15 protein-coding genes are annotated in these 18,844 nt (G+C 41.1%); 13 read left to right on the forward strand and 2 right to left on the reverse strand.

The window, feature by feature from the left end; genetic code table 11:
- Nucleotides 1-35 precede the first annotated feature (35 nt).
- Entirely contained in the window at nt 36-422 is a 387-nt protein-coding gene (locus tag U2P91_RS11535) for a helix-turn-helix domain-containing protein (protein WP_322519662.1), read from the reverse strand.
- 134 nt (nt 423-556) lie between these two features.
- On the opposite strand from U2P91_RS11535, the gene U2P91_RS11540 reads away from it, so the two are divergent.
- The 7 genes from U2P91_RS11540 to U2P91_RS11570 all read left to right on the forward strand — a co-directional run bounded on the left by U2P91_RS11540 (nt 557) and on the right by U2P91_RS11570 (nt 10,261).
- On the forward strand, nt 557-949 hold the full coding sequence (locus U2P91_RS11540; protein ID WP_111886431.1) for a pyridoxamine 5'-phosphate oxidase family protein: 393 nt from the start codon (nt 557-559) through the stop codon (nt 947-949).
- A gap of 903 nt (nt 950-1,852) precedes the next feature.
- Entirely contained in the window at nt 1,853-2,362 is a 510-nt protein-coding gene (locus tag U2P91_RS11545; RefSeq protein ID WP_242988550.1) for a GNAT family N-acetyltransferase, read from the forward strand.
- A 702-nt stretch (nt 2,363-3,064) separates the two neighbouring features.
- Nucleotides 3,065-4,435 (forward strand): MFS transporter, encoded by a 1,371-nt coding sequence (locus tag U2P91_RS11550; protein ID WP_111886432.1) that lies wholly within the window; start codon nt 3,065-3,067, stop codon nt 4,433-4,435.
- 85 nt (nt 4,436-4,520) lie between these two features.
- The gene (locus U2P91_RS11555) at nt 4,521-5,501 is read left to right on the forward strand and encodes a uroporphyrinogen decarboxylase family protein (RefSeq protein WP_111889638.1); all 981 of its coding nucleotides are present in this window, start codon (nt 4,521-4,523) and stop codon (nt 5,499-5,501) included.
- 139 nt (nt 5,502-5,640) lie between these two features.
- A complete protein-coding gene (locus U2P91_RS11560; protein WP_322519663.1) occupies nt 5,641-7,035 on the forward strand; it encodes an SLC13 family permease in 1,395 nt (464 codons plus the stop codon).
- Nucleotides 7,036-7,727: 692 nt separating this feature from the next.
- Entirely contained in the window at nt 7,728-9,398 is a 1,671-nt protein-coding gene (locus U2P91_RS11565; RefSeq protein WP_322519664.1) for a formate--tetrahydrofolate ligase, read from the forward strand.
- A gap of 323 nt (nt 9,399-9,721) precedes the next feature.
- A complete protein-coding gene (locus U2P91_RS11570; protein WP_322519665.1) occupies nt 9,722-10,261 on the forward strand; it encodes a flavodoxin family protein in 540 nt (179 codons plus the stop codon).
- Nucleotides 10,262-10,381: 120 nt separating this feature from the next.
- Here U2P91_RS11570 and U2P91_RS11575 read toward each other — a convergent pair whose 3' ends face one another.
- Nucleotides 10,382-12,004 (reverse strand): NAD(P)/FAD-dependent oxidoreductase, encoded by a 1,623-nt coding sequence (locus tag U2P91_RS11575; protein ID WP_322519666.1) that lies wholly within the window; start codon nt 12,002-12,004, stop codon nt 10,382-10,384.
- A gap of 257 nt (nt 12,005-12,261) precedes the next feature.
- On the opposite strand from U2P91_RS11575, the gene U2P91_RS11580 reads away from it, so the two are divergent.
- Genes U2P91_RS11580 through U2P91_RS11605 form a run of 6 tightly spaced genes read left to right on the forward strand, consistent with a single transcriptional unit; the run spans nt 12,262 to nt 18,788 of the window.
- Nucleotides 12,262-12,852: a TetR/AcrR family transcriptional regulator gene (locus U2P91_RS11580; protein ID WP_322519667.1), complete on the forward strand. Its 591-nt coding sequence runs from the start codon at nt 12,262-12,264 to the stop codon at nt 12,850-12,852.
- Nucleotides 12,853-12,869: 17 nt separating this feature from the next.
- A complete protein-coding gene (locus tag U2P91_RS11585; protein WP_322519668.1) occupies nt 12,870-14,948 on the forward strand; it encodes a chemotaxis protein CheA in 2,079 nt (692 codons plus the stop codon).
- A gap of 17 nt (nt 14,949-14,965) precedes the next feature.
- Nucleotides 14,966-15,472 carry a chemotaxis protein CheW gene (locus U2P91_RS11590; protein ID WP_322519669.1) on the forward strand — a complete coding sequence of 169 codons (507 nt, stop codon included), beginning with the start codon at nt 14,966-14,968 and terminating at the stop codon, nt 15,470-15,472.
- Between the two features lie 48 nt (nt 15,473-15,520).
- A complete protein-coding gene (locus U2P91_RS11595; RefSeq protein ID WP_322519670.1) occupies nt 15,521-17,200 on the forward strand; it encodes a methyl-accepting chemotaxis protein in 1,680 nt (559 codons plus the stop codon).
- A 59-nt stretch (nt 17,201-17,259) separates the two neighbouring features.
- A complete protein-coding gene (gene cheB, locus U2P91_RS11600) occupies nt 17,260-18,309 on the forward strand; it encodes a chemotaxis-specific protein-glutamate methyltransferase CheB (RefSeq protein ID WP_322519671.1) in 1,050 nt (349 codons plus the stop codon).
- 8 nt (nt 18,310-18,317) lie between these two features.
- Nucleotides 18,318-18,788, forward strand: coding sequence for a chemotaxis protein CheD (locus U2P91_RS11605; protein WP_322519672.1), 471 nt, complete (start codon nt 18,318-18,320; stop codon nt 18,786-18,788).
- Nucleotides 18,789-18,844: the final 56 nt, after the last annotated feature.

Genomic DNA, 18,844 nt, shown 5'->3' on the forward strand with positions numbered 1-18,844 from the left:
TTTTATTTTATAAAATGTCTTGATTTAAAAATTTGTTAAAAACTCATCATTTCATTTTTATTGGTATCATCGTTAGTTTGGTCAGAGATCTGATTTTTATTTTTTAAAAATTCAATATACTGGTTCCCCCAAATTTCTAATTCATCCAACACTGGCTTGAAATTTTTTCCGAGGTCGCTCAGCGAGTATTCGACCCGGGGTGGTATTTGATTATATACGGTTCTGATAATCAATCCGTGATCTTCCAACATTCGTAGCTGCTTAGTCAGCGTGGTGGAAGTTAGAGAGGGGAGTGTTCTTTGTAATTCATTAAATCGAAGGGTGCGTTCACTTAAACAGTGCATAATAAGCAACGTCCACTTTCCGGTCAGAATTTTTTGTGTTGTCACAAATGGACAGATGCCAAATAAATCGTTTTCCATGATACCTCCTGAGGATACTATCTAATAAGGTAGTAACAATACTAAAACATCGTACTTGTATTATTTGTTATATGATATAAAATTATAATATAACTGGCAGAGATGTCAAATCAATAATGAGCGAAGGAGAAAAAATGGAAGCAGTGTATGATTATTTGAAAAATTGCGGTACGTATTTTTTAGCAACGGAAGAAGGCGATCAACCACGCGTTCGTCCTTTCGGAACAATCAACATCTTTGAGGACAAACTTTATATTCAAACAGGGAAAATAAAAGCTGTTTCAAAACAGATGATGACAAATCCGAAGGTTGAAATTTCAGCTTTTAATGGTGAAACATGGATCCGACTTCAAGCAGTTGCCGTTGAAGATGATCGACTTGAAGCAAAACAAAGTATGTTGGATGCTTACCCAAGCTTACAAGATATGTACTCAGCCAATGACGACAATACACAAGTATTATATTTAAAAGATGCAGTAGCAACTATTTCGTCTTTTACGGCCGAACCAAAGGTCATTGAATTCTAGAGACTAATTTCTAAGAATCGGAATTCAGGCAAAACCCAGTGGATCTGGAATTCTGGATGAGTTAATAATTTAAGCAGGTTTAATTTATAGTGTAATTAACTGCGATCAGGTAAAAGACAAGTAGTTCGTAAAATTATAGTCTTTTGATTCATTATAAAAAAAGTGTTTGCTGTTATAACAGGAAACACTTTTTTTATAATGAATTGTAATGATTGCAATTGAGCAGATGCCAATTAATTTAGTTCCATTTAATTAAGAAGAAACGATAGCGGGAGGAAATCGTTCCTTAAGTAATGCTTAATTATGCATCGTTTTCACGTTGATTTTCGATGGAAAGTGATCAGAAATTACATAAAAATAAAGACGTTAAAAAGGAAGGAAAGCAATAAAAAAGCAATAGTTTGCAATTTTGTTCGTTTTGTTATTTGTTAAAGTTATCACATCATATGAAATTTCTAGCAAGAAATAATTTTGCCAAGCATCGGTTAAATATAAAATAAAGCGAGCAAAAAAACAAACTAAACAGTTGCTCCAATAAATATCAATTATTTTCCTTTTAATATACTAGAAAAATCAAAAAGTGTTTCACCTTAAAATATAAATTTTGAAAAATAGTATGTGAAACCATTATTATATAGTGCAAACAAATATTAAAGTTACCCGAATAATAAACGCCCAAACTTAGTAATTCCGACAAACTTGATTTGTTAAATAACGAACAATATATTTCTGTTTTGAAAATTGTTTGAGAAATAACAAACAAGTAAATGCAATATATTGTCGCAAAAAGGAAAAATATTGACATAAATAGTGAGAGGTGTTAACCTTATGAAAATTATAAAGCAGACGTGCACAAATTGGGTTTTAACAAAAACGCAAGAATTGAATTATAATAGGAGGTTTATGAAAATGGAATTTGGACTAAGAGAGTGGAAACTGAGTGATGCTGAAAGTATCGTACCCCTGGCCAATAATGAAAAGATAGCGAGAAATCTGAGAAATACATTTCCCTATCCCTATACGTTAGATGATGCACATCTTTTTATTTCAAAAAGTATTCATAAGAATAAACGGAAACTGTTAAACAGAGCGGTTGTTATTGATGATTTAGCATCCGGGTCGATCAGTTTACTTATGCAGGAGGATGTTAGCAGTAAAAGCGGAGAGCTGGGTTTTTGGTTAGGCGAACCCTTCTGGGGGAAGGGGATCATGACCCAGGCGATTAAACAAGTCTGTGAAAATGCCTTTGCAGAGTCGGATGTTGTAAGAATTTATGCCCGTCCTTTTTCAGAAAACCAGAAGGCTCGAAGAACGCTTGAAAAAGCTGGGTTTGAACTGGAAGGTGTTTTTCGAAAGAGTATTTGTAAAAATGGAGTAATTCAAGACTCTTGTATGTACGCATTGACAAAATAAACTCAGACAGTTTTAATAAACAGACCACAAGTAAAATTACTGAAAAAATGGGTAATTTTAAAAAAAGAACTTCGAAAGAGGTTCTTTTTATTTGGGTGTGATTAAATGAATGCTAAAAAGGGAATGAAATAGAACAACAAACAAAAAGGGCTAATCAAGCTAAAAGAGGAATAATAAAATTTACAAATGTGATCGGAAATAAATTGCAAATCAAAAACAAAAATAATATGGTGATGATTGACCTGTGATAAAAAGCTGCTATGTAGAATGAGACAGATAACGAGAAAATATAGATTATTCAGAAAAATACGAAAAGTAAACGAGTACAATGGCGTCAAAAATAGATTAACTGATATATTTTACTAAAAAAACCATTGACAGTCTCATTGAATACGAGTACAATGATGTTGAAAATGCAATAGTAATTACAATTTTATTTACGGTTTGCGAAAAAGATCACAAAATTCTGAAAATCTTTAGTGCTTCCCCGTCAAATTTTGAATAATATTAAGAAAGGAGTAGTAAAAGAATTGCATCATATATGGAAGGGATGGTGCAAAATAAATATCGGGTGAAGGAACGAATGGATAAATTAAGTGTTTGATTGTTGGAAGATGAGGACTGACTGTTCATGCATGTGATGCAAACAGCCATTAAAAAAGGAATTGATATTTAAGTTTATACTAAAAAGGAGAAAAAATGATGAACAAACCATTAAAAAAGTCGGCCATTAATCTTTATGGATTGCCGTCGTTCGGATTTCAGACCATGGTCAATATTGAAGTTATGTTTTTTGCAGCATTTCTTACAGATTTTGCAAAAATACCGTTGGCTTTGGTAAGTACTATCTTATTGGTAACCAGTATCGTAGATATTGTTGCAGTACCAACCGCGGGGGTTATTTTAGAAAAAAGCAACATGAAATGGGGTAAATACCGTTCATGGCTGCTGGTTGGACCACCCGTCGCGGCACTCTTTTATATTTTGCAGTTTTCACAAATTGGTGGCACAGCAGAGATTAATGCCATTATTATCTTTTTAGGATTTGCCATCAGTCATCTGGTCTGGAATACATTCTATGCAGCCCATATTTCGATGAACAATTCACTGACCACCATTCGTGAAGAGCGAATCTCCATGGCCAGCAACCGGGGGATGTTTAATGCTGCTGGTGCTCTGGCGTTTTCTTACTTTGGCGTAAAAGCAATCACTGCCATCGGCGCTGGTGTTGGCAACCCAGTTTTAGGCTATACTTATATGGCAGCGATTACTGGTGCGATCATGATTACTTGTAACATCATTTATTATGTTATCACAAAAGAATATGCTCAAAACGGTACAGAAGTTAAAGCTGGAAAACCAGCTGAAAAGATGTCTATTGGAGAAATGCTCAAACAAATTGTTGTTAATCCGCCTTTGTTGGGATTAATGTTAGTAGAACTGGGTAGATATTTAGGTCGGTTTGTAATTTTTGGAATGGCATTCTACTACTTTAAATATGTTATCGAAGATCTGCCGGGATTAGCTTTGTTTATGACAGGATTAACCATTTCAAGCTTCTTTGCAGCCATGATTGCGGCACCGATTGCCAAGCGTCTAGGCGAAAAAACAACCTACATGATCGCACTGAGTCTTTTAGTTATCGGCTTATTACTGGTGTGGTTTATGCCGCTTGAAGCAACCGCATTTAAGATTATTATGTTTGTTGCCTATATTGGCTATGGCTTGCCTGATTCACTGGGTGTTGCCATGTACTCTGCAACGGTAGATTATGGTGAATGGAAAACAGGGAAAAATGCTCGCGGTTTCATTATGTCACTGATCAGTTTCCCAATAAAAATATCGATCTTTATCCGTTCGGTAATCATTGCAGCAGTTTTAGGTTCTGTTGGTTACGTAGCTGATATGGCGGTAACACCAGAACTGGTACAGGCAATTAAAAATGGCTTTGCATTATATCCAGCAATCATTATGGTTATCGGATTAGTGTTAATGTTTGGACTATATACATTAACACCAACAAGAATGGCTGAAATGAACAAAGAAGTTGCTGAACGAAAACAACAGGGATAAATCTTATTTTTCGACCGAAGCGCGTTATACTCGCTTCGGTTCGAAATGATAAATCCATTTAAAAACCATAAAAGGAGAAAATATGATGCTAACAAAAAGACAAAACCTTGCGGAAGTATTAAAAGGTGGAAATCCAGACCGCTTTGTCAAACAATATGAAGCGTTTGCGTTAATGATGAAAACTCCGATTAGCCGTTTAAAACCGCCAGTAGGGGGGCAAATTGTTAATGAATGGGGTGTTACTTTGAGCTGGCCGGAAGGGCAGTTAGGTTCATTCCCGGTTCATGACAAAGAACATATTGTGATTAAAGATATTACGAAGTGGCGGGATTACGTGAAAGCACCAAAACTTGAATATCCCGAGGAAGCTTGGGCGACTGCCATTGCTGATGCCAATGCTGTTGATCGGAATGACAAGTATGTTACTGTTTTTGTTGCTCCGGGCCTTTTTGAACATGTTCATTATCTGATGAGTATGGAAGAAGCCTTAATGGCTTATTATGAAGAACCTGAAGCGATGCATGAACTGATTGACTACCTGGTGGATTTTGAACTTCGGTTGGCTAAAGAGTTTGTCGATCATCTTCATCCGGATGCTGTTTTCCATCATGATGACTGGGGCAGCCAGATTAACTCTTTTATTTCACCGGCAATGTTTGAAGAATTTTTTGAGCCCGCTTACAAGAAGATCTATGGCTATTATAAAGATAATGGTGTTGAACTAATTGTTCACCACAGCGATAGCTATGCAGCTAACCTGGTGCCATCCATGATTGAAATGGGCATTGATATCTGGCAGGGAGTCATGAATACCAATAATATTCCTGAATTGATCAAAAAATATGGCGACAAGATTACCTTTATGGGTGGTATCCATAGCGGTCTTGTTGATTTCCCGGGCTGGACACCGGAAATTGTCGCTGAATATGTTAAAAAAACCTGTCAAGAAAATGGAAAACTGTATTTTATTCCATCTCAGACCTCCGGCTTGCCAATTGACTCGTTCCCCGGTGTATACGAAACAATTAATACTGAAATAGACAAAATGTCAAAGGAAATGTTTTGATTTAGGGAAATACGCTAATCAAATCTAATTTTTATTTATGATTTGATGAAGGTTTATGATTACAGACAGGAAGTCTTTTCAAGATCTGAATCGACTTCTTGTCTGTATTATTTTAGAGATAAATATCTTGAGGTGGATTATGAACAAAAAACAGCTATTCGGAATGATCATGAGCATAGGGGTACTGATTGCAGTTTTCCTTCTGCCAATTCCAGAAGGTTTGACGGATATTGGATTTATTACCATAGGACTTTTAATTTTCTTTTTGATCATGCTGATAACAGAAGCACTACCAGTAGGGGTTATCTGTTTCTTAAGTCTGGCTTTGCTGCCAATTCTGAGCGTAACTAAAAATCTTGCAACCGGCTTGGTTGGATTTAGCAATACGATGTTGTTTTTTGTACTGGCTTCGTTTGGTTTGGCTGAAGCAGTGACATCAACGCCAATTGTGCAACGCGTCCTCCATCTTTTACTGGAGAAGTTTGGTAAAAACGTAAAAACATGTATTTTAGCAATCATGGTTGCTGGAGGGCTGATCTCATCGGTGGTTACGGATGTGCCGACGGTGGTTGTTTTTATGGGAATTGGAGCAGGCTTTTTAAAACTATTCAAAAATGAAGCGGACCGTAAAAAAACAGCAAGACCACTAATGATCGGGATCCCGGTCGCCATCATGCTCGGCGGAGTCATGACCCCTGCTGGTAGTGGGATTAATATCCTAACTATCGGTTTATTGCAAAACATTGCCGGTATTCAGATTACCTTTATTCAATGGATGATTTGTGCCATTCCCATTGTTGTGTTAATGGTGCCATTTTCCTGGTTTGTGTTGATGAAAATATATCCGCCGGCTGAAATTGATCAGTCAGAAATACAGGGATATTTAAAAACCATTGCCGTAAAAGAAAAGATTTCAAAAATCGAATGGAAAGTTATTACCATCGCTTCAGGGATGATGTTTTTCTGGATTCTCAGTTCCTTTGTATCAGGAATTGATGTTACCGTGGTTGCTCTGATAGGATGTTCGCTATTTTTCCTGCCAGGGATCGATATTTTAACCTGGGATCGCTACATCAAAGCGGTAAGTTGGACTTCTTTTGTTTTGATTGGGACGGTTTTATGTATTGCCAACACCATTGTGACCAATGGCGTCAGTGAATGGTTTGTCATTCATGTCTTACCCACCAGTCTGACTATTTCAACAATGGAAGGGGTATTCTTTGTCGCGGCAATGTGTTTTATCATTATGTTGGTTGTACCGGTAGCTCCTGCTTTGATTGGGGTGTTGACACCGGTAATTATCAGCTTGGCGGCAACAACGGGTATTCATCCGGCATTGCTAATTATTACTCTGGGATTGTGTGCCGGTAATTGTTATCTGTTCCCCATTGATACCATTCCGCTGATAACCTATACGGCTGGTTATTACAAGATGACGGATATGCCAAAGGCAACGATTTGGATGCAACTGGCCTTTATCATACTCTGTACACTTTGGTTGCCCATTGGCGGTAAGATTGTCGGGCTTGCGTAAAATGATCGCTTCTTGATCGGATCATTTTTAGTTAAGAAAAGCGTGAAATTAAAAATATTTTCTTAATATATAAAAAAAATGGCGGCTAATTTTGATAACGAGACAGAAAAAATAGAGAGAATATAAAAAGTATATTAGAATTACATAATGTACTAGTTAAATAAGTGACACAATAAGAATGGAAAAATAACTATTTTTACGAATGAAATCTAAAACGCTCCGAACAAAGACACTGTTCAGGGCGTTTTTTTTTAACCGTTTACAGAATTATGAATAGAATTTGTAAAAAAAGGAAAGTATAAAAAATAGTAGTAAATAGTGGGTTGATCGCTTGGAAACGTTAAAATAATAACAAGATATTTCACTTACTAAAGTTTGTTTGAGAAATAACAAACAAGTAAAGATAATAAATTGTCTCGATATAGAAAAATATTGACAGATAGTATAAAAGATGGTAACCTATGGAAAAATCTGTATATACATGTGCATAATTAATCGCAGAGAAAAATGTAAGATGTAATAAACAGAGCTTTGGTAAAAGGAGGTTGAAAAAACCAAGCAGATTATGAGTAATCCACAAATGTTTAAATGCAATGCCCGTAGAATCGACAGTCGGTAGCCGATTGTTGAATAGCCAATTTGAAAAGGGATTCAGAGAATCAGGAAATTATTTTAAAAAGGAGAATGACAGGATGAAAACAGATGTACAGATCGCACAGGAAGCTAAAATGCAACCGATTGCACAGGTGGCCGAAAAATTGGGGATCACTGGAGATGAACTGGAACTTTATGGCAATCATAAAGCCAAGGTATCTTTGTCGGTATTAAAAGACAACCAGGATCAGCCAGATGGGAAGCTTATCCTAGTGACGGCCATTAATCCGACCCCGGCGGGAGAAGGAAAAACAACAACTAATGTAGGTCTTTCAATGGCCTTGAATTATATTGGCAAAAAAACCATAACCACCTTGAGAGAACCATCATTGGGACCCTGTTTTGGAGTCAAAGGCGGAGCAGCTGGTGGTGGATACGCCCAGGTTGTCCCGATGGATGATATCAACTTGCATTTTACCGGTGATTTCCATGCGATAACCTCGGCTCACAGTTTGCTGGCAGCACTTTTGGATAATCATATCCACCAGGGAAATGCACTAAATATTGATATGGACCGGATTGTTTGGCGGCGCGTTGTGGATATGAACGATCGGGCTCTACGAATGATCACCGTTGCTCAGGGAAGTCGGGCCAATGGAGTCGAGCGTGAGACCGGGTATGACATTACCGTAGCATCAGAAATTATGGCGATCCTCTGTCTGGCTTCCAGTCTCACAGATCTTAAAGATCGGTTGGGCCGAATGATTGTGGCTTATAATACCGAGGGTAAAGCAGTGACAGCGGCTGATCTGGAAGCCACCGGTGCCATGGCATTGCTACTTAAAGATGCCATTAAACCCAATCTCGTTCAGACGCTGGAAAACACTCCGGCGTTTATCCATGGTGGTCCCTTTGCTAATATTGCCCATGGTTGCAACTCCGTTCTGGCCACCAGAACGGCCTTGAAGCTGGCGGATTATGTGGTCACCGAAGCAGGATTTGGAGCGGATCTGGGAGCAGAAAAGTTCTTTGACATTAAATGCCGTTACGCCGAGCTTAAACCTAATGCGGTGGTCATCGTTGCCACTGTCCGGGCGCTGAAAATGAACGGTGGGGTTGTTAAAACAGAACTTTCCAAAGAAAATGTAGAAGCCGTCACCTCAGGAAGTGCTAACCTGATCCAACATTTGGAAAATCTCCAAAAATTCAAGGTGCCGGTTGTTGTCGCACTCAATAAATTCCCGACCGATACGGAGGCAGAATTTGATGCGGTAAAGAAAGCCTGCGAACATAAAGATGTCAAGGTGATCCTTTCTGATGTGTTTTCGCAGGGCGGAAAAGGTGGCGAGGAACTGGCCAGAGAAGTAGTGCAACTCTGTGACCTGGGTGAATCTCAATATCAACCCCTTTATTCGCTTGAACTTCCGCTTGAAAAGAAAATCGAAACCATTGCCAAAGAAATTTACCGGGCGGATGGGGTAGAATACGAGCCAGAAGCTAAAAAACAACTGGACGAGATTGTGGCCCTGGGATTTGACCACCTACCAGTGTGTATGGCGAAAACCCAATATTCCTTCTCAGATGATCAAACCTTATTAGGCGCACCTCAAGACTTCAATATCCATGTTAAAGAAGTGCGACTATCTGCTGGAGCCGGATTTGTAGTGGCGATCACCGGAACCATAATGACCATGCCAGGTCTGCCTAAAGTGCCTGCTGCAAATGGTATGGATATTACCGAAGATGGTGAAATAATCGGACTATCCTAATTATATTGAATGCGTGATGAAGCGTTCACGCGGCGTTTGCACAAAGATTGAGCCGGTGATAAAACAATGCGCAAATCAGCAATTTATCCGATCAAACGGTTTTTCTGCCGGTTTTTTGGTGTAGTAGTAAACATAAAAAACACAGATCACGTGCTTGTGAGTCTGTGTTTTTTTTTGCGAAACAGGTTATAAAATAGTTTCAGTCTGTTAGCTTATTAGTCAGGAATTTTGGGAATAAACCAAAAAACGCTTATCTGAATCAAAGAAAAGACTTGTAAAAAATAATAAAATGAGGTACCTTAGTGTCAATAAGAGAATTATTAATGATTAAAAGTATGGGGACTTTATTTGTATTCTGGACAGGTTCAAATTTTCAAGAGAATGGAGAGAGTAGAATGAAGATTGGCATTATTGTATTTTCCAAAACCAACAATACGTTTTCAGTTGCCAAAAGGCTGAGGGATGCTCTGGCAGATAAAGGGCTGGAGGTAGAAATTGAACAGGTTATTCCGGAAGATGATGCTCCTGGTGTTAAGCCACCGATTGTATTTACCAATAAGCCGGATGTTTCGCCCTATGATGTGGTGATCTTTGCCAGTCCGGTATGGGCCTTCTCATTGGCGGGAGTAATGGCGGAATATCTTGAACAAATTTCATCTCTTCAAGGCAAACGGGTCTTTAGTTTTGTTACTAAGCAGCTAGCTTCTAAAATTACTGGTGGAAACAAGGCCAATCGACAGATCAAATCTGCAGTGGCAGTAAAAGATGGCACGGTGGAAAAGTCCTTTATTGTCAGCTGGAAAAATAAAAAAAGAGAGCAAGAGATTGAGGGCTTAATTGCAGAAATTTTAAAAGCCGTTTAAGGGTCATCAGGATTAGGCTTAAAAATTTGAGATAATGTAATTTGTTAAAAAAGTGCTCCTGGAGAAAAAAATCTTCAGGAGCTTTTTTATGTGAGCGATGAGGATGGAAAATACAAAGTTCTATTTTGGCGGATTTAATGGGGCATATCGTTTGATGATTTTTTCGGCAGTTTTAACTCCGTCAACCGCTGAAGACATAATTCCACCGGCGTAACCAGCGCCCTCACCCATCGGATAGAGTCCGGAAATATTGGCGACATGATCATCGTTGCGGTTGATACGAACTGGCGAAGAACTGCGGGTTTCGACCCCGGTCATGACACTGTCATCCATGGCAAAGCCAGTCATCTTTTGATCAAAATGAACCAGGGCTTCCTTCATGGTGGCGACCACATAATCGGGCAGGCAGTCTTTCAATTGAGCAAGCTTAAGTCCCGGGGCATAGGTTGGCTTAAGCTGCCCCCAATGGGTGCTGGGTCGATCCGCCAGAAAATCGCCCACCAACTGTGCCGGGGCATAATAATTTTGGCCCCCCAGAGTAAAGGCCAGGGTTTCCCATTTACGCTGAAAGGCGACTCCGGCCAGGGGATGACTGTCGCCGAAGTCTTCGGGTTGCACTCCGACGAGCAAGGCCGCATTGGCATTTTCACCATCGCGTCGGTGTTCGCTCATGCCGTTGGTGACAACCCCGTTTGCTTCAGAAGCAGCAGCTACCACATAGCCGCCGGGACACATGCAGAAGGTGTAAGCTGAGCGGCCATTGGGGGAATGATAGGAAAGCTTATAATCCGCAGCCCCCAGTCCCATCGTGCCGGCGGCTTGACCATATTGGGCGTTATTGATGAGGTTCTGGGGATGCTCAATCCGCACGCCGATAGAAAATGCTTTTGGGGTCATGGTGACGCCTCGATGATGAAGGGTATAAAAGGTATCCCGGGCACTGTGACCGATTCCCAGCAAAGCGACCTGGCAGTCAAGGGTTTCATGTTCATTGATAATTAATCCGGTGAGCTGGTCGTCCTCAATCAAAAAATCAGTCACTCGGGACCGAAAGCGTACCTCACCACCATTTGCAATGATCTCCTTGCGGAGTGTTTTTACCGTTTCGCGGAGCAGATCGGTGCCGATATGGGGCTTACTGAGATAGTGGATTTCTTCCGGCGCTCCGGCTGCGATAAACGCTTCTAGAATACTTCGACAGCGGGGATCATTAATCAGGGTGGTTAGTTTACCATCGGAAAAGGTTCCGGCGCCGCCTTCCCCAAATTGGACATTGCTGTTGGGATCCAGTTCTCCAGTCTGCCAGAAGGTGTCAATCTTGGCGGATCGGATATCCACCTCATCCCCCCGTTCAAGAATAATCGGGGCGTATCCGTTTCTAGCCAAGTTAAGACCAGCAAAAAGACCAGCGGGACCCAGGCCAATGATCACCGGTCGGTGTCGCATGGTGGTATTCCCTGGTGTCACTGGTTGATAGGATAAATCCGGACTGGGGATAACCCCGGATTTACCGCATTTTTTTAGAATGGCCCCCTCATTTTTGAGGCTGGCATCCACCGAATAGATATAGGCAATGGCACTTTTTTTGCGGGCATCAATGGATTTCTTAAATATTTGAAAGGTGATTAAGTCATGGGGTTTAATTTTAAGTTTGGTCAGAAGGGCATTTTTTAATGCCGCTGCTTCATTATCATTATTTTTAGCCTTCGTGATTTCAAGCTTTAGATTGGAAATTCGAATCATCCGATCCTCCTATAGTATTATTTAATGGAGACCATTATAACATGGCTTTTATCAAAATCAAAAAATATAGTGGGGTCGTTTTAAGCTCGTTTAACAGTAATGATGAAGAGCTGCTAAAAGAGTGCGTGTTGCCGATAAAAATTTCTTTAATCATCACAAAAAAAACGTCGAAACTTCACATTAAAAGTTGACAATAAAGTAGAAAAGTGTATAATTCAAATATAGGAGTAAGTAATCACTCCGGTAGGAGGGGCGACATGGGAAAATCTTTGATAAAAAGACATGAAAGCATCATCGTCTCAACCATCCAAACCTTAAATGCCGTTGGCCTTCAAAATTTATCGACAAAATTGATTGCCAAACAGGAAGGTGTTTCAGAAGGGACTCTATTTCGGCATTTCAAGACGAAAACAGATATTATGCTGGCAGTGGTGGATCATTTTTCCCAGTATGACGATGCCATCATTGAAACCTGTGTTTTAAAAAACTTTTCGCCACTTGAAACGATTCGTTATTTTTATAACGCCTATGCCGAATATTATCAGAACTACCCGGAAATAACGGTAGTGGTTCAAGCTTATGACAGCCTGATGTGCGATGCAAAACTATCCGAAAAAGTTAGTTCAATCATTTATAAACGATCCGACTTTATTACAAAAACCATTCAAGCAGCCATCGATCAGAATCTGATCCGAACAAATCTTGATCCGGCGGTACTTGAAAATATACTCACTGGCGGCAGCAAGGAAATTTGTCTGAAATGGCGAATGAACGCGTACAGCTTTTCGATCAAAGAAAAATCAGCGGAAATGGTTGAATTAATTTTAAGCGGTTTTATGAAAAACTGAGAAAAGGAGGGACACGATTGGCAGATCAATATATGAATGATCCGATGCAGGAAGTGTTTATTTTTGAAACATCCCAGCAATTGGAACAAATGGAACAGTCGGTGATTAAGACCGAAGCCCTGGGCAGCTATCCCAGCGAAATTATCAATGAGATATTCAGAATCATGCATACCATTAAAAGTTCAGCAGCGATGATGCTGATCAATAACATGTCGGTGCTGGCGCATACCACCGAAGATATGTTTTACTTTATTCGGGAAGAAAAGCCGGCAGTTATTGATGTATCAACGCTGTCAGATCTGGTGCTTGAAGGCATTGACTTTATGAAACTGGAGCTGGAAAAAATAAAAAATGGGGTAGAAGCCGACGGCGATCCGAAAAGTTTAACAGATAAGATCAAAGAGCATCTTAAGCAGCTCAAAGAAAGTAATAATCTGACCGATTCCCAGGTGATTAACAACGAACCGATAAAAGAAAAATATTATATCAGCTCGAACAAGGCAGCAAAAATCAGTGAGCTAAAAACCTATCAGGCCATTTTGCGATTCGATGAAGACTGCGGGATGGAAAATATCCGGGCGTTCACCGTGGTTCATAATTTAAAGGAGATTACCGAATCGTTTAAAAGCACTCCAGAAGATGTCATTAATGATCCGGATTGCGTGGAGACGATTAGACGGGATGGCTTCATTCTCCAAATTGATACCCTGGAGTCCGAAGAAAAACTGGCGACTTTTTTTCGCAGCTTGGCATTTATCGATCAATTCGAAATGGTTGAGCTGGATCAGACACAGAAAATCCAGGAAGCGATCTGTGGTCTTCTTTCAGAGGATACAATTAGTGTCCCCCAACCGAAAGAAACCATAACAGCTTGTGTTATCAACAAAGAGGCACCAGTAAATAATGGCAGCCAAAGCCAGAGTATCATTTCGGTTAGCGTTGAAAAGCTGGATAAACTGATGAATCTGGTCGGTGAGATGGTCATTTCTGAAGCGATGGTCACCCAGAATCCGGACCTTAAAGGCCTGGTGCTGGATAATTTTAGCAAATCGGCCAGGCAGCTCAAAAAAATAACCAATGAACTTCAGGATATGGTCATGTCCATTCGGATGGTTCCTTTAGGACCTACTTTTTTTAAAATGAACCGGATTGTCCGGGATATCAGCAAAAAGCTCGGGAAAGAAATTAACCTCGAAATTTTGGGCGAAGAAACCGAGGTAGATAAAAACATTATTGAGCAGATCGGTGATCCACTGATGCACATTGTCAGGAATTCCGCTGATCATGGGATTGAAGCTGCTGAGAATCGGGTTCGCCAGGGCAAACCCCGGACCGGGACCATCACTCTGGAAGCTAAAAATGCCGGCGGCGAGGTGTTAATTATCATCCGCGATGATGGTAAGGGGTTGAGCCGCGACGGAATCCTTCAAAAAGCTATGGAAAACGGACTAGTCGGAAATGAAGCCGCTAATATGATCGATACTGAAGTGTTCAACCTGCTTTTCTTACCAGGCTTCTCGACCAAGGAAGCGGTTACTGAATTTTCCGGTCGGGGGGTAGGTATGGACGTGGTAGCTAAGAATATTGAAGCAGTGGGCGGAAACATTCTGGTGGAAAGTGTCGAAGGACAGGGAACTGTCATTACCCTGAAAATTCCCCTGACGCTGGCCATTATCGAAGGCATGAATATCCGGGTTGGTGAAACCTGTTATACCCTGCCGATTATGTCCATTAAAGAATCTTTTATTCCCAAGGCTCAGGAGATCTTTCGGGATACCGATCAAAACGAAATGATTATGATCCGGGGCAAGTGTTATCCGATTATGCGACTTAAAGAGCATTACAAGGTTAAAACTGGAGCAACCGAGATTGAAGACGGCATTTTAATTATGCTAGAAGGAGAAACGAAAACCACCTGTCTTTTTGCCGATGAACTATTGGGCGAGCAGCAGGTCGTGGTTAAAACCCTGCCGAAGTATATTCGGCGGATGAAAAAAATTGATGGCCTGGCCGGATGTACCTTGCTGGGAGATGGTAATATCAGCCTGATACTGGATGTCAATGGACTAGTTACCCAGAAACGGCTTAAAAATTAGGTAAAGGAGGCGAAACGATGACGGAAGCGTTTGATGAATTTGATGAACTGGAGCTGGAAGAGGATGATGAAACCGAAGAAGGGAAGTATTTAACCTTTAATCTGGACAGTGAAGCCTATGGTCTTGAAATTATTTATGTTACAGAAATAATCGGGATTCAGAAAATAACCGAAGTGCCGGAGTTACCGGAGTATGTCAAAGGGATTATGAGTCTCCGGGGACAGATCATTCCGGTGGTGGATGTGCGCTTGCGGTTTGGGAAACCGGAACGGGAATACGATGAACGAACTTGCGTGATCGTTGTCGAGATTTCAGATATCACGGTGGGACTGATTGTCGATGGTGTTGCTGAGGTAGTGGCCATTCCTGAGGAAGATATTGTTCCCCATCCAGATTTGGATGAAACCGACGGTAGGCAATTTGTGAGAGGAATTGGAAAAGTCGGTCATGCGGTAAAACTCATTCTGGACTGCCAGAAATTGCTTGAGGATGATGAAATGGAAAATCACGTTCAAGAAGCCTGATTTGTGTATATAGGAACAAAATAAAAACTCAGATGGAGGAAACACGAGATGGAATTTTTTAGGAACCTTAAAATAAAACAAAAATTGGTCACCTGTTTTATTTTGCTTGCGGTAATAACCGGAATTGTGGGGGTATTTGGCATCTATACCATGAATACCATTAATACCCAGTCGGAAAACATGTACTATAACAATTTGGTGCCATCTCAAAAATTGGCCAGTGTTCAATCAGCCCTGGAAGATATCCGGGCCAATCAGTTACTGGCCGTTTATGAACGCAATCCGGGAACCCTGCAAACCCGTTTAGATGCTATTGTTACGGCAGTAGAAAGTGACAATGTTCTAATAAAAGAATATGAAGCGACCATCCAGGATGATCAAAATAAGGCCCTTTATGATACGCTGATTGAAAATATGGCGACCTACCGGGATGTGCGCAATGCTAATCTGGAATTGGTCAAAGCCCAGAAATATGATCAAGCACTGGCAGAACTTGCTGGTGTAACCCAGGCACGAGAAACCGTCGATAAGGATCTTCAAAGTCTTATTGATTACAACACAAAACTTTCCGAAGCGATTCTTACACAGAATACCGCAAACTTTACGACCCAGAGCGCTGTGATGATCGTTCTCATCATTGTCGGAATTGCATTAGCGGTGGGATTGGGATTGATCGTTGCCAATGGGATCAGCAAGCCCTTACGACGGATGGTTGATTCAGCTGAGGAAATTGCCAATGGGAATTTGGATGTGGATGTGAAAGTTGACAGCCGTGATGAAGTCGGCGAGCTGGGATTGGCTTTTATAAAAATGACCGATCATATTAATGACATTATGTCCAACATTGATTCCGCCGCCGAACAGGTGGCTGCTGGTTCCAAACAGATTGCCGATTCCAGTATGGGTTTATCCCAGGGTGCTACCGAACAGGCCAGCTCAATTGAACAACTAACTGCTTCGATTGAAGAAATTGCCTCGCAGACTCGTCTCAACGCTGATAATGCCGGTGAGGCGAATGAACTGGCGGAACTGACCAGAGAAAACGCCGTAAAAGGGAACAATGAAATGAAACGGATGCTACAATCGATGGAAGAAATCAATGAATCTTCAGCAAATATTTCTAAGATTATCAAGGTCATTGATGAGATTGCTTTCCAAACAAATATTTTGGCCTTAAACGCTGCTGTAGAAGCCGCCCGGGCTAGGCAGCATGGCAAGGGATTTGCAGTAGTTGCCGAAGAAGTTAGGAACCTGGCCGCCCGATCGGCAGATGCTGCCAAAGAAACGACCCGAATGATTGAAGGGTCCATTAAAAAGGTTGATGATGGCACAAAAATCGCCACAACCACAGCGCTATCCCTTAACATGATTGTCGACGATGTGGCGAAAGTTTCTGGCATTGTGGGAAATATTGCCTCAGCGTCCAACGAACAGGCGATTGGCATTTCCCAGATCAACCAGGGTATTATGCAGGTGTCTGAAGTTGTTCAAATGAACTCGGCAACATCAGAAGAAAGTGCCTCAGCCAGCGAAGAATTATCGAGTCAGGCAGAGTTGTTAAGAGAACAGGCAGCACGATTTGCTTTAAAAAAAAATAGCCGGTATGGCTATCGACAAAATGAAGAGTTAGCAATCGAAAGCCGCCCAAATCGGAAAGTGCCGGTTAATAATGCGACGTCAAAACCTAATAAAATTGCTTTAACCGATAATGAGTTTGGAAAATACTGAAATTAGATCCCAGAAATGGGGACAACGGTTTCTCAAGCGGGTAGAGAGGACGAGAAGAATTGCGAAAGAAAAATCAGATCAGCGTACTCATCGTTGACGACAGCCAGTCATTCCGGGAAATGGTGGCTAAAAAACTGGTCGTTGATCCGCAGATTCAGGTCGTTGCCACCGCATGTGATGCCTTTGATGCGCGCGATAAAATTCTTAAATACGATTTGGATCTTATTGTCTGTGATCAGGAAATGCCAAAAATGAGTGGTGTCGAATTTATCAAACGGTTGTTACCCCAATATCCTATCCCGGTGGTGATTGTCAGTGGTAATCCTAAGATTGGCCCTGAGGCCAGAGCAGTCGGAGCCATGGATTTTGTAGAAAAGCCGAATGGCGTATCTTCAAAAACCTTTGAAGACTTTCTTCTTGAGTTGATCCTGAAGATCCGCTTGGCGGTAAAGAGCAGGGTGATCCTTCCAGTGCAAAAGCCGATTCTCCAAAGAATCGAAAACAATCATATCCAGCAAATATCTGGCAATGGGCGGTCATCAGACCGGCTCATTGCCATTGGTGCGTCCACCGGTGGCACCGAAGCAATTTATCACATTCTTAAAAACCTGCGGGTGGATTCTCCGGGAATTCTGATTGTTCAGCATATTCCTCCGGTGTTTTCAAAGATGTTTGCCGAACGAATGGATGCCCAGACCCCTTTACAGTGTAAAGAAGCCCAATCCGGGGATTATCTGGAATCGGGAAGGGTATATATTGCTCCAGGAGATCAGCACATGCGCATTAAGCGAATTGGCGTAAAGTATCGAGTTGAAGTGTTTGCTGGCGAAAAAGTTAATGGTCACTGTCCGTCAGTTGATACGCTCTTTGATTCCGTTGCCCGGGAAGCCGGCCATCGGGCTATTGGGGTGCTATTGACGGGAATGGGTAGTGATGGTGCCAGAGGTCTTTTGGAGATCCGACGAAAAGGTGGTTATACCATCGGTCAGGATGAGGCATCTTCAGTTGTGTATGGTATGAACAAGGTCGCCTATAATATGGGCGCTGTAGCAGTCCAATCCGCGCTGGAAAATATCCATCAGCACATTTTTACAGCACTAAAGGAATAGGTGAAACGATGACAAAAATTATCGGAATCGGTGAAATGGCCATTTCCAACAAATTAAATGATAAGATTAAGACCTTTGCGTTAGGTTCATGTCTGGGAATTACAGCTTATTCTCCGATCCGAAGAGTGGGGGGGATCATCCATATTGCCCTGCCTCGACCAGCCCGAAGGGAGGATGCGGTTGACCGCTATTGTTATTATGCCACCACGGGGTTGCCTTACTTTATAAAGCAGTTTTCCAGTGAATACGGATGTCAGAAAAATGAATTGGTGATTCGAATTTTTGGTGGTGCCGAATCCTTGCGTAAGAATGATACCTTTAACGTGGGTCGACATAACCTGGAAGTTACAAAAAAGATTCTTGATGAGTTGGATTTAGGTATTCACTATGAAGAAACGGGTGCTACGGTCAGTCGTACTATTGAGCTGGAGGTCGCCAGTGGTGATATTAACATCTGGCACCAAAATATGATTATCTAAAGGTTGTCATATCATGGCGGTTGTGAATAACCGGATGCATGTATAAAGGAAGTGAC

This window comes from Acetobacterium sp. K1/6, assembly GCF_034438075.1.
GTDB classification, from domain to species: domain Bacteria; phylum Bacillota; class Clostridia; order Eubacteriales; family Eubacteriaceae; genus Acetobacterium; species Acetobacterium carbinolicum.

Excerpts from the sequence above, each read along its gene's own strand:
- U2P91_RS11535 (WP_322519662.1), bottom strand. The coding sequence starts at position 422 with ATGGAAAACGATTTATTTGGCATCTGTCCATTTGTGACAACACAAAAA.
- U2P91_RS11540 (WP_111886431.1), top strand. The coding sequence starts at position 557 with ATGGAAGCAGTGTATGATTATTTGAAAAATTGCGGTACGTATTTTTTA.
- U2P91_RS11545 (WP_242988550.1), top strand. The coding sequence starts at position 1,853 with ATGAAAATGGAATTTGGACTAAGAGAGTGGAAACTGAGTGATGCTGAA.
- U2P91_RS11550 (WP_111886432.1), top strand. The coding sequence starts at position 3,065 with ATGAACAAACCATTAAAAAAGTCGGCCATTAATCTTTATGGATTGCCG.
- U2P91_RS11555 (WP_111889638.1), top strand. The coding sequence starts at position 4,521 with ATGCTAACAAAAAGACAAAACCTTGCGGAAGTATTAAAAGGTGGAAAT.
- U2P91_RS11560 (WP_322519663.1), top strand. The coding sequence starts at position 5,641 with ATGAACAAAAAACAGCTATTCGGAATGATCATGAGCATAGGGGTACTG.
- U2P91_RS11565 (WP_322519664.1), top strand. The coding sequence starts at position 7,728 with ATGAAAACAGATGTACAGATCGCACAGGAAGCTAAAATGCAACCGATT.
- U2P91_RS11570 (WP_322519665.1), top strand. The coding sequence starts at position 9,722 with ATGATTAAAAGTATGGGGACTTTATTTGTATTCTGGACAGGTTCAAAT.
- U2P91_RS11575 (WP_322519666.1), bottom strand. The coding sequence starts at position 12,004 with ATGATTCGAATTTCCAATCTAAAGCTTGAAATCACGAAGGCTAAAAAT.
- U2P91_RS11580 (WP_322519667.1), top strand. The coding sequence starts at position 12,262 with ATGGGAAAATCTTTGATAAAAAGACATGAAAGCATCATCGTCTCAACC.
- U2P91_RS11590 (WP_322519669.1), top strand. The coding sequence starts at position 14,966 with ATGACGGAAGCGTTTGATGAATTTGATGAACTGGAGCTGGAAGAGGAT.
- U2P91_RS11595 (WP_322519670.1), top strand. The coding sequence starts at position 15,521 with ATGGAATTTTTTAGGAACCTTAAAATAAAACAAAAATTGGTCACCTGT.
- U2P91_RS11605 (WP_322519672.1), top strand. The coding sequence starts at position 18,318 with ATGACAAAAATTATCGGAATCGGTGAAATGGCCATTTCCAACAAATTA.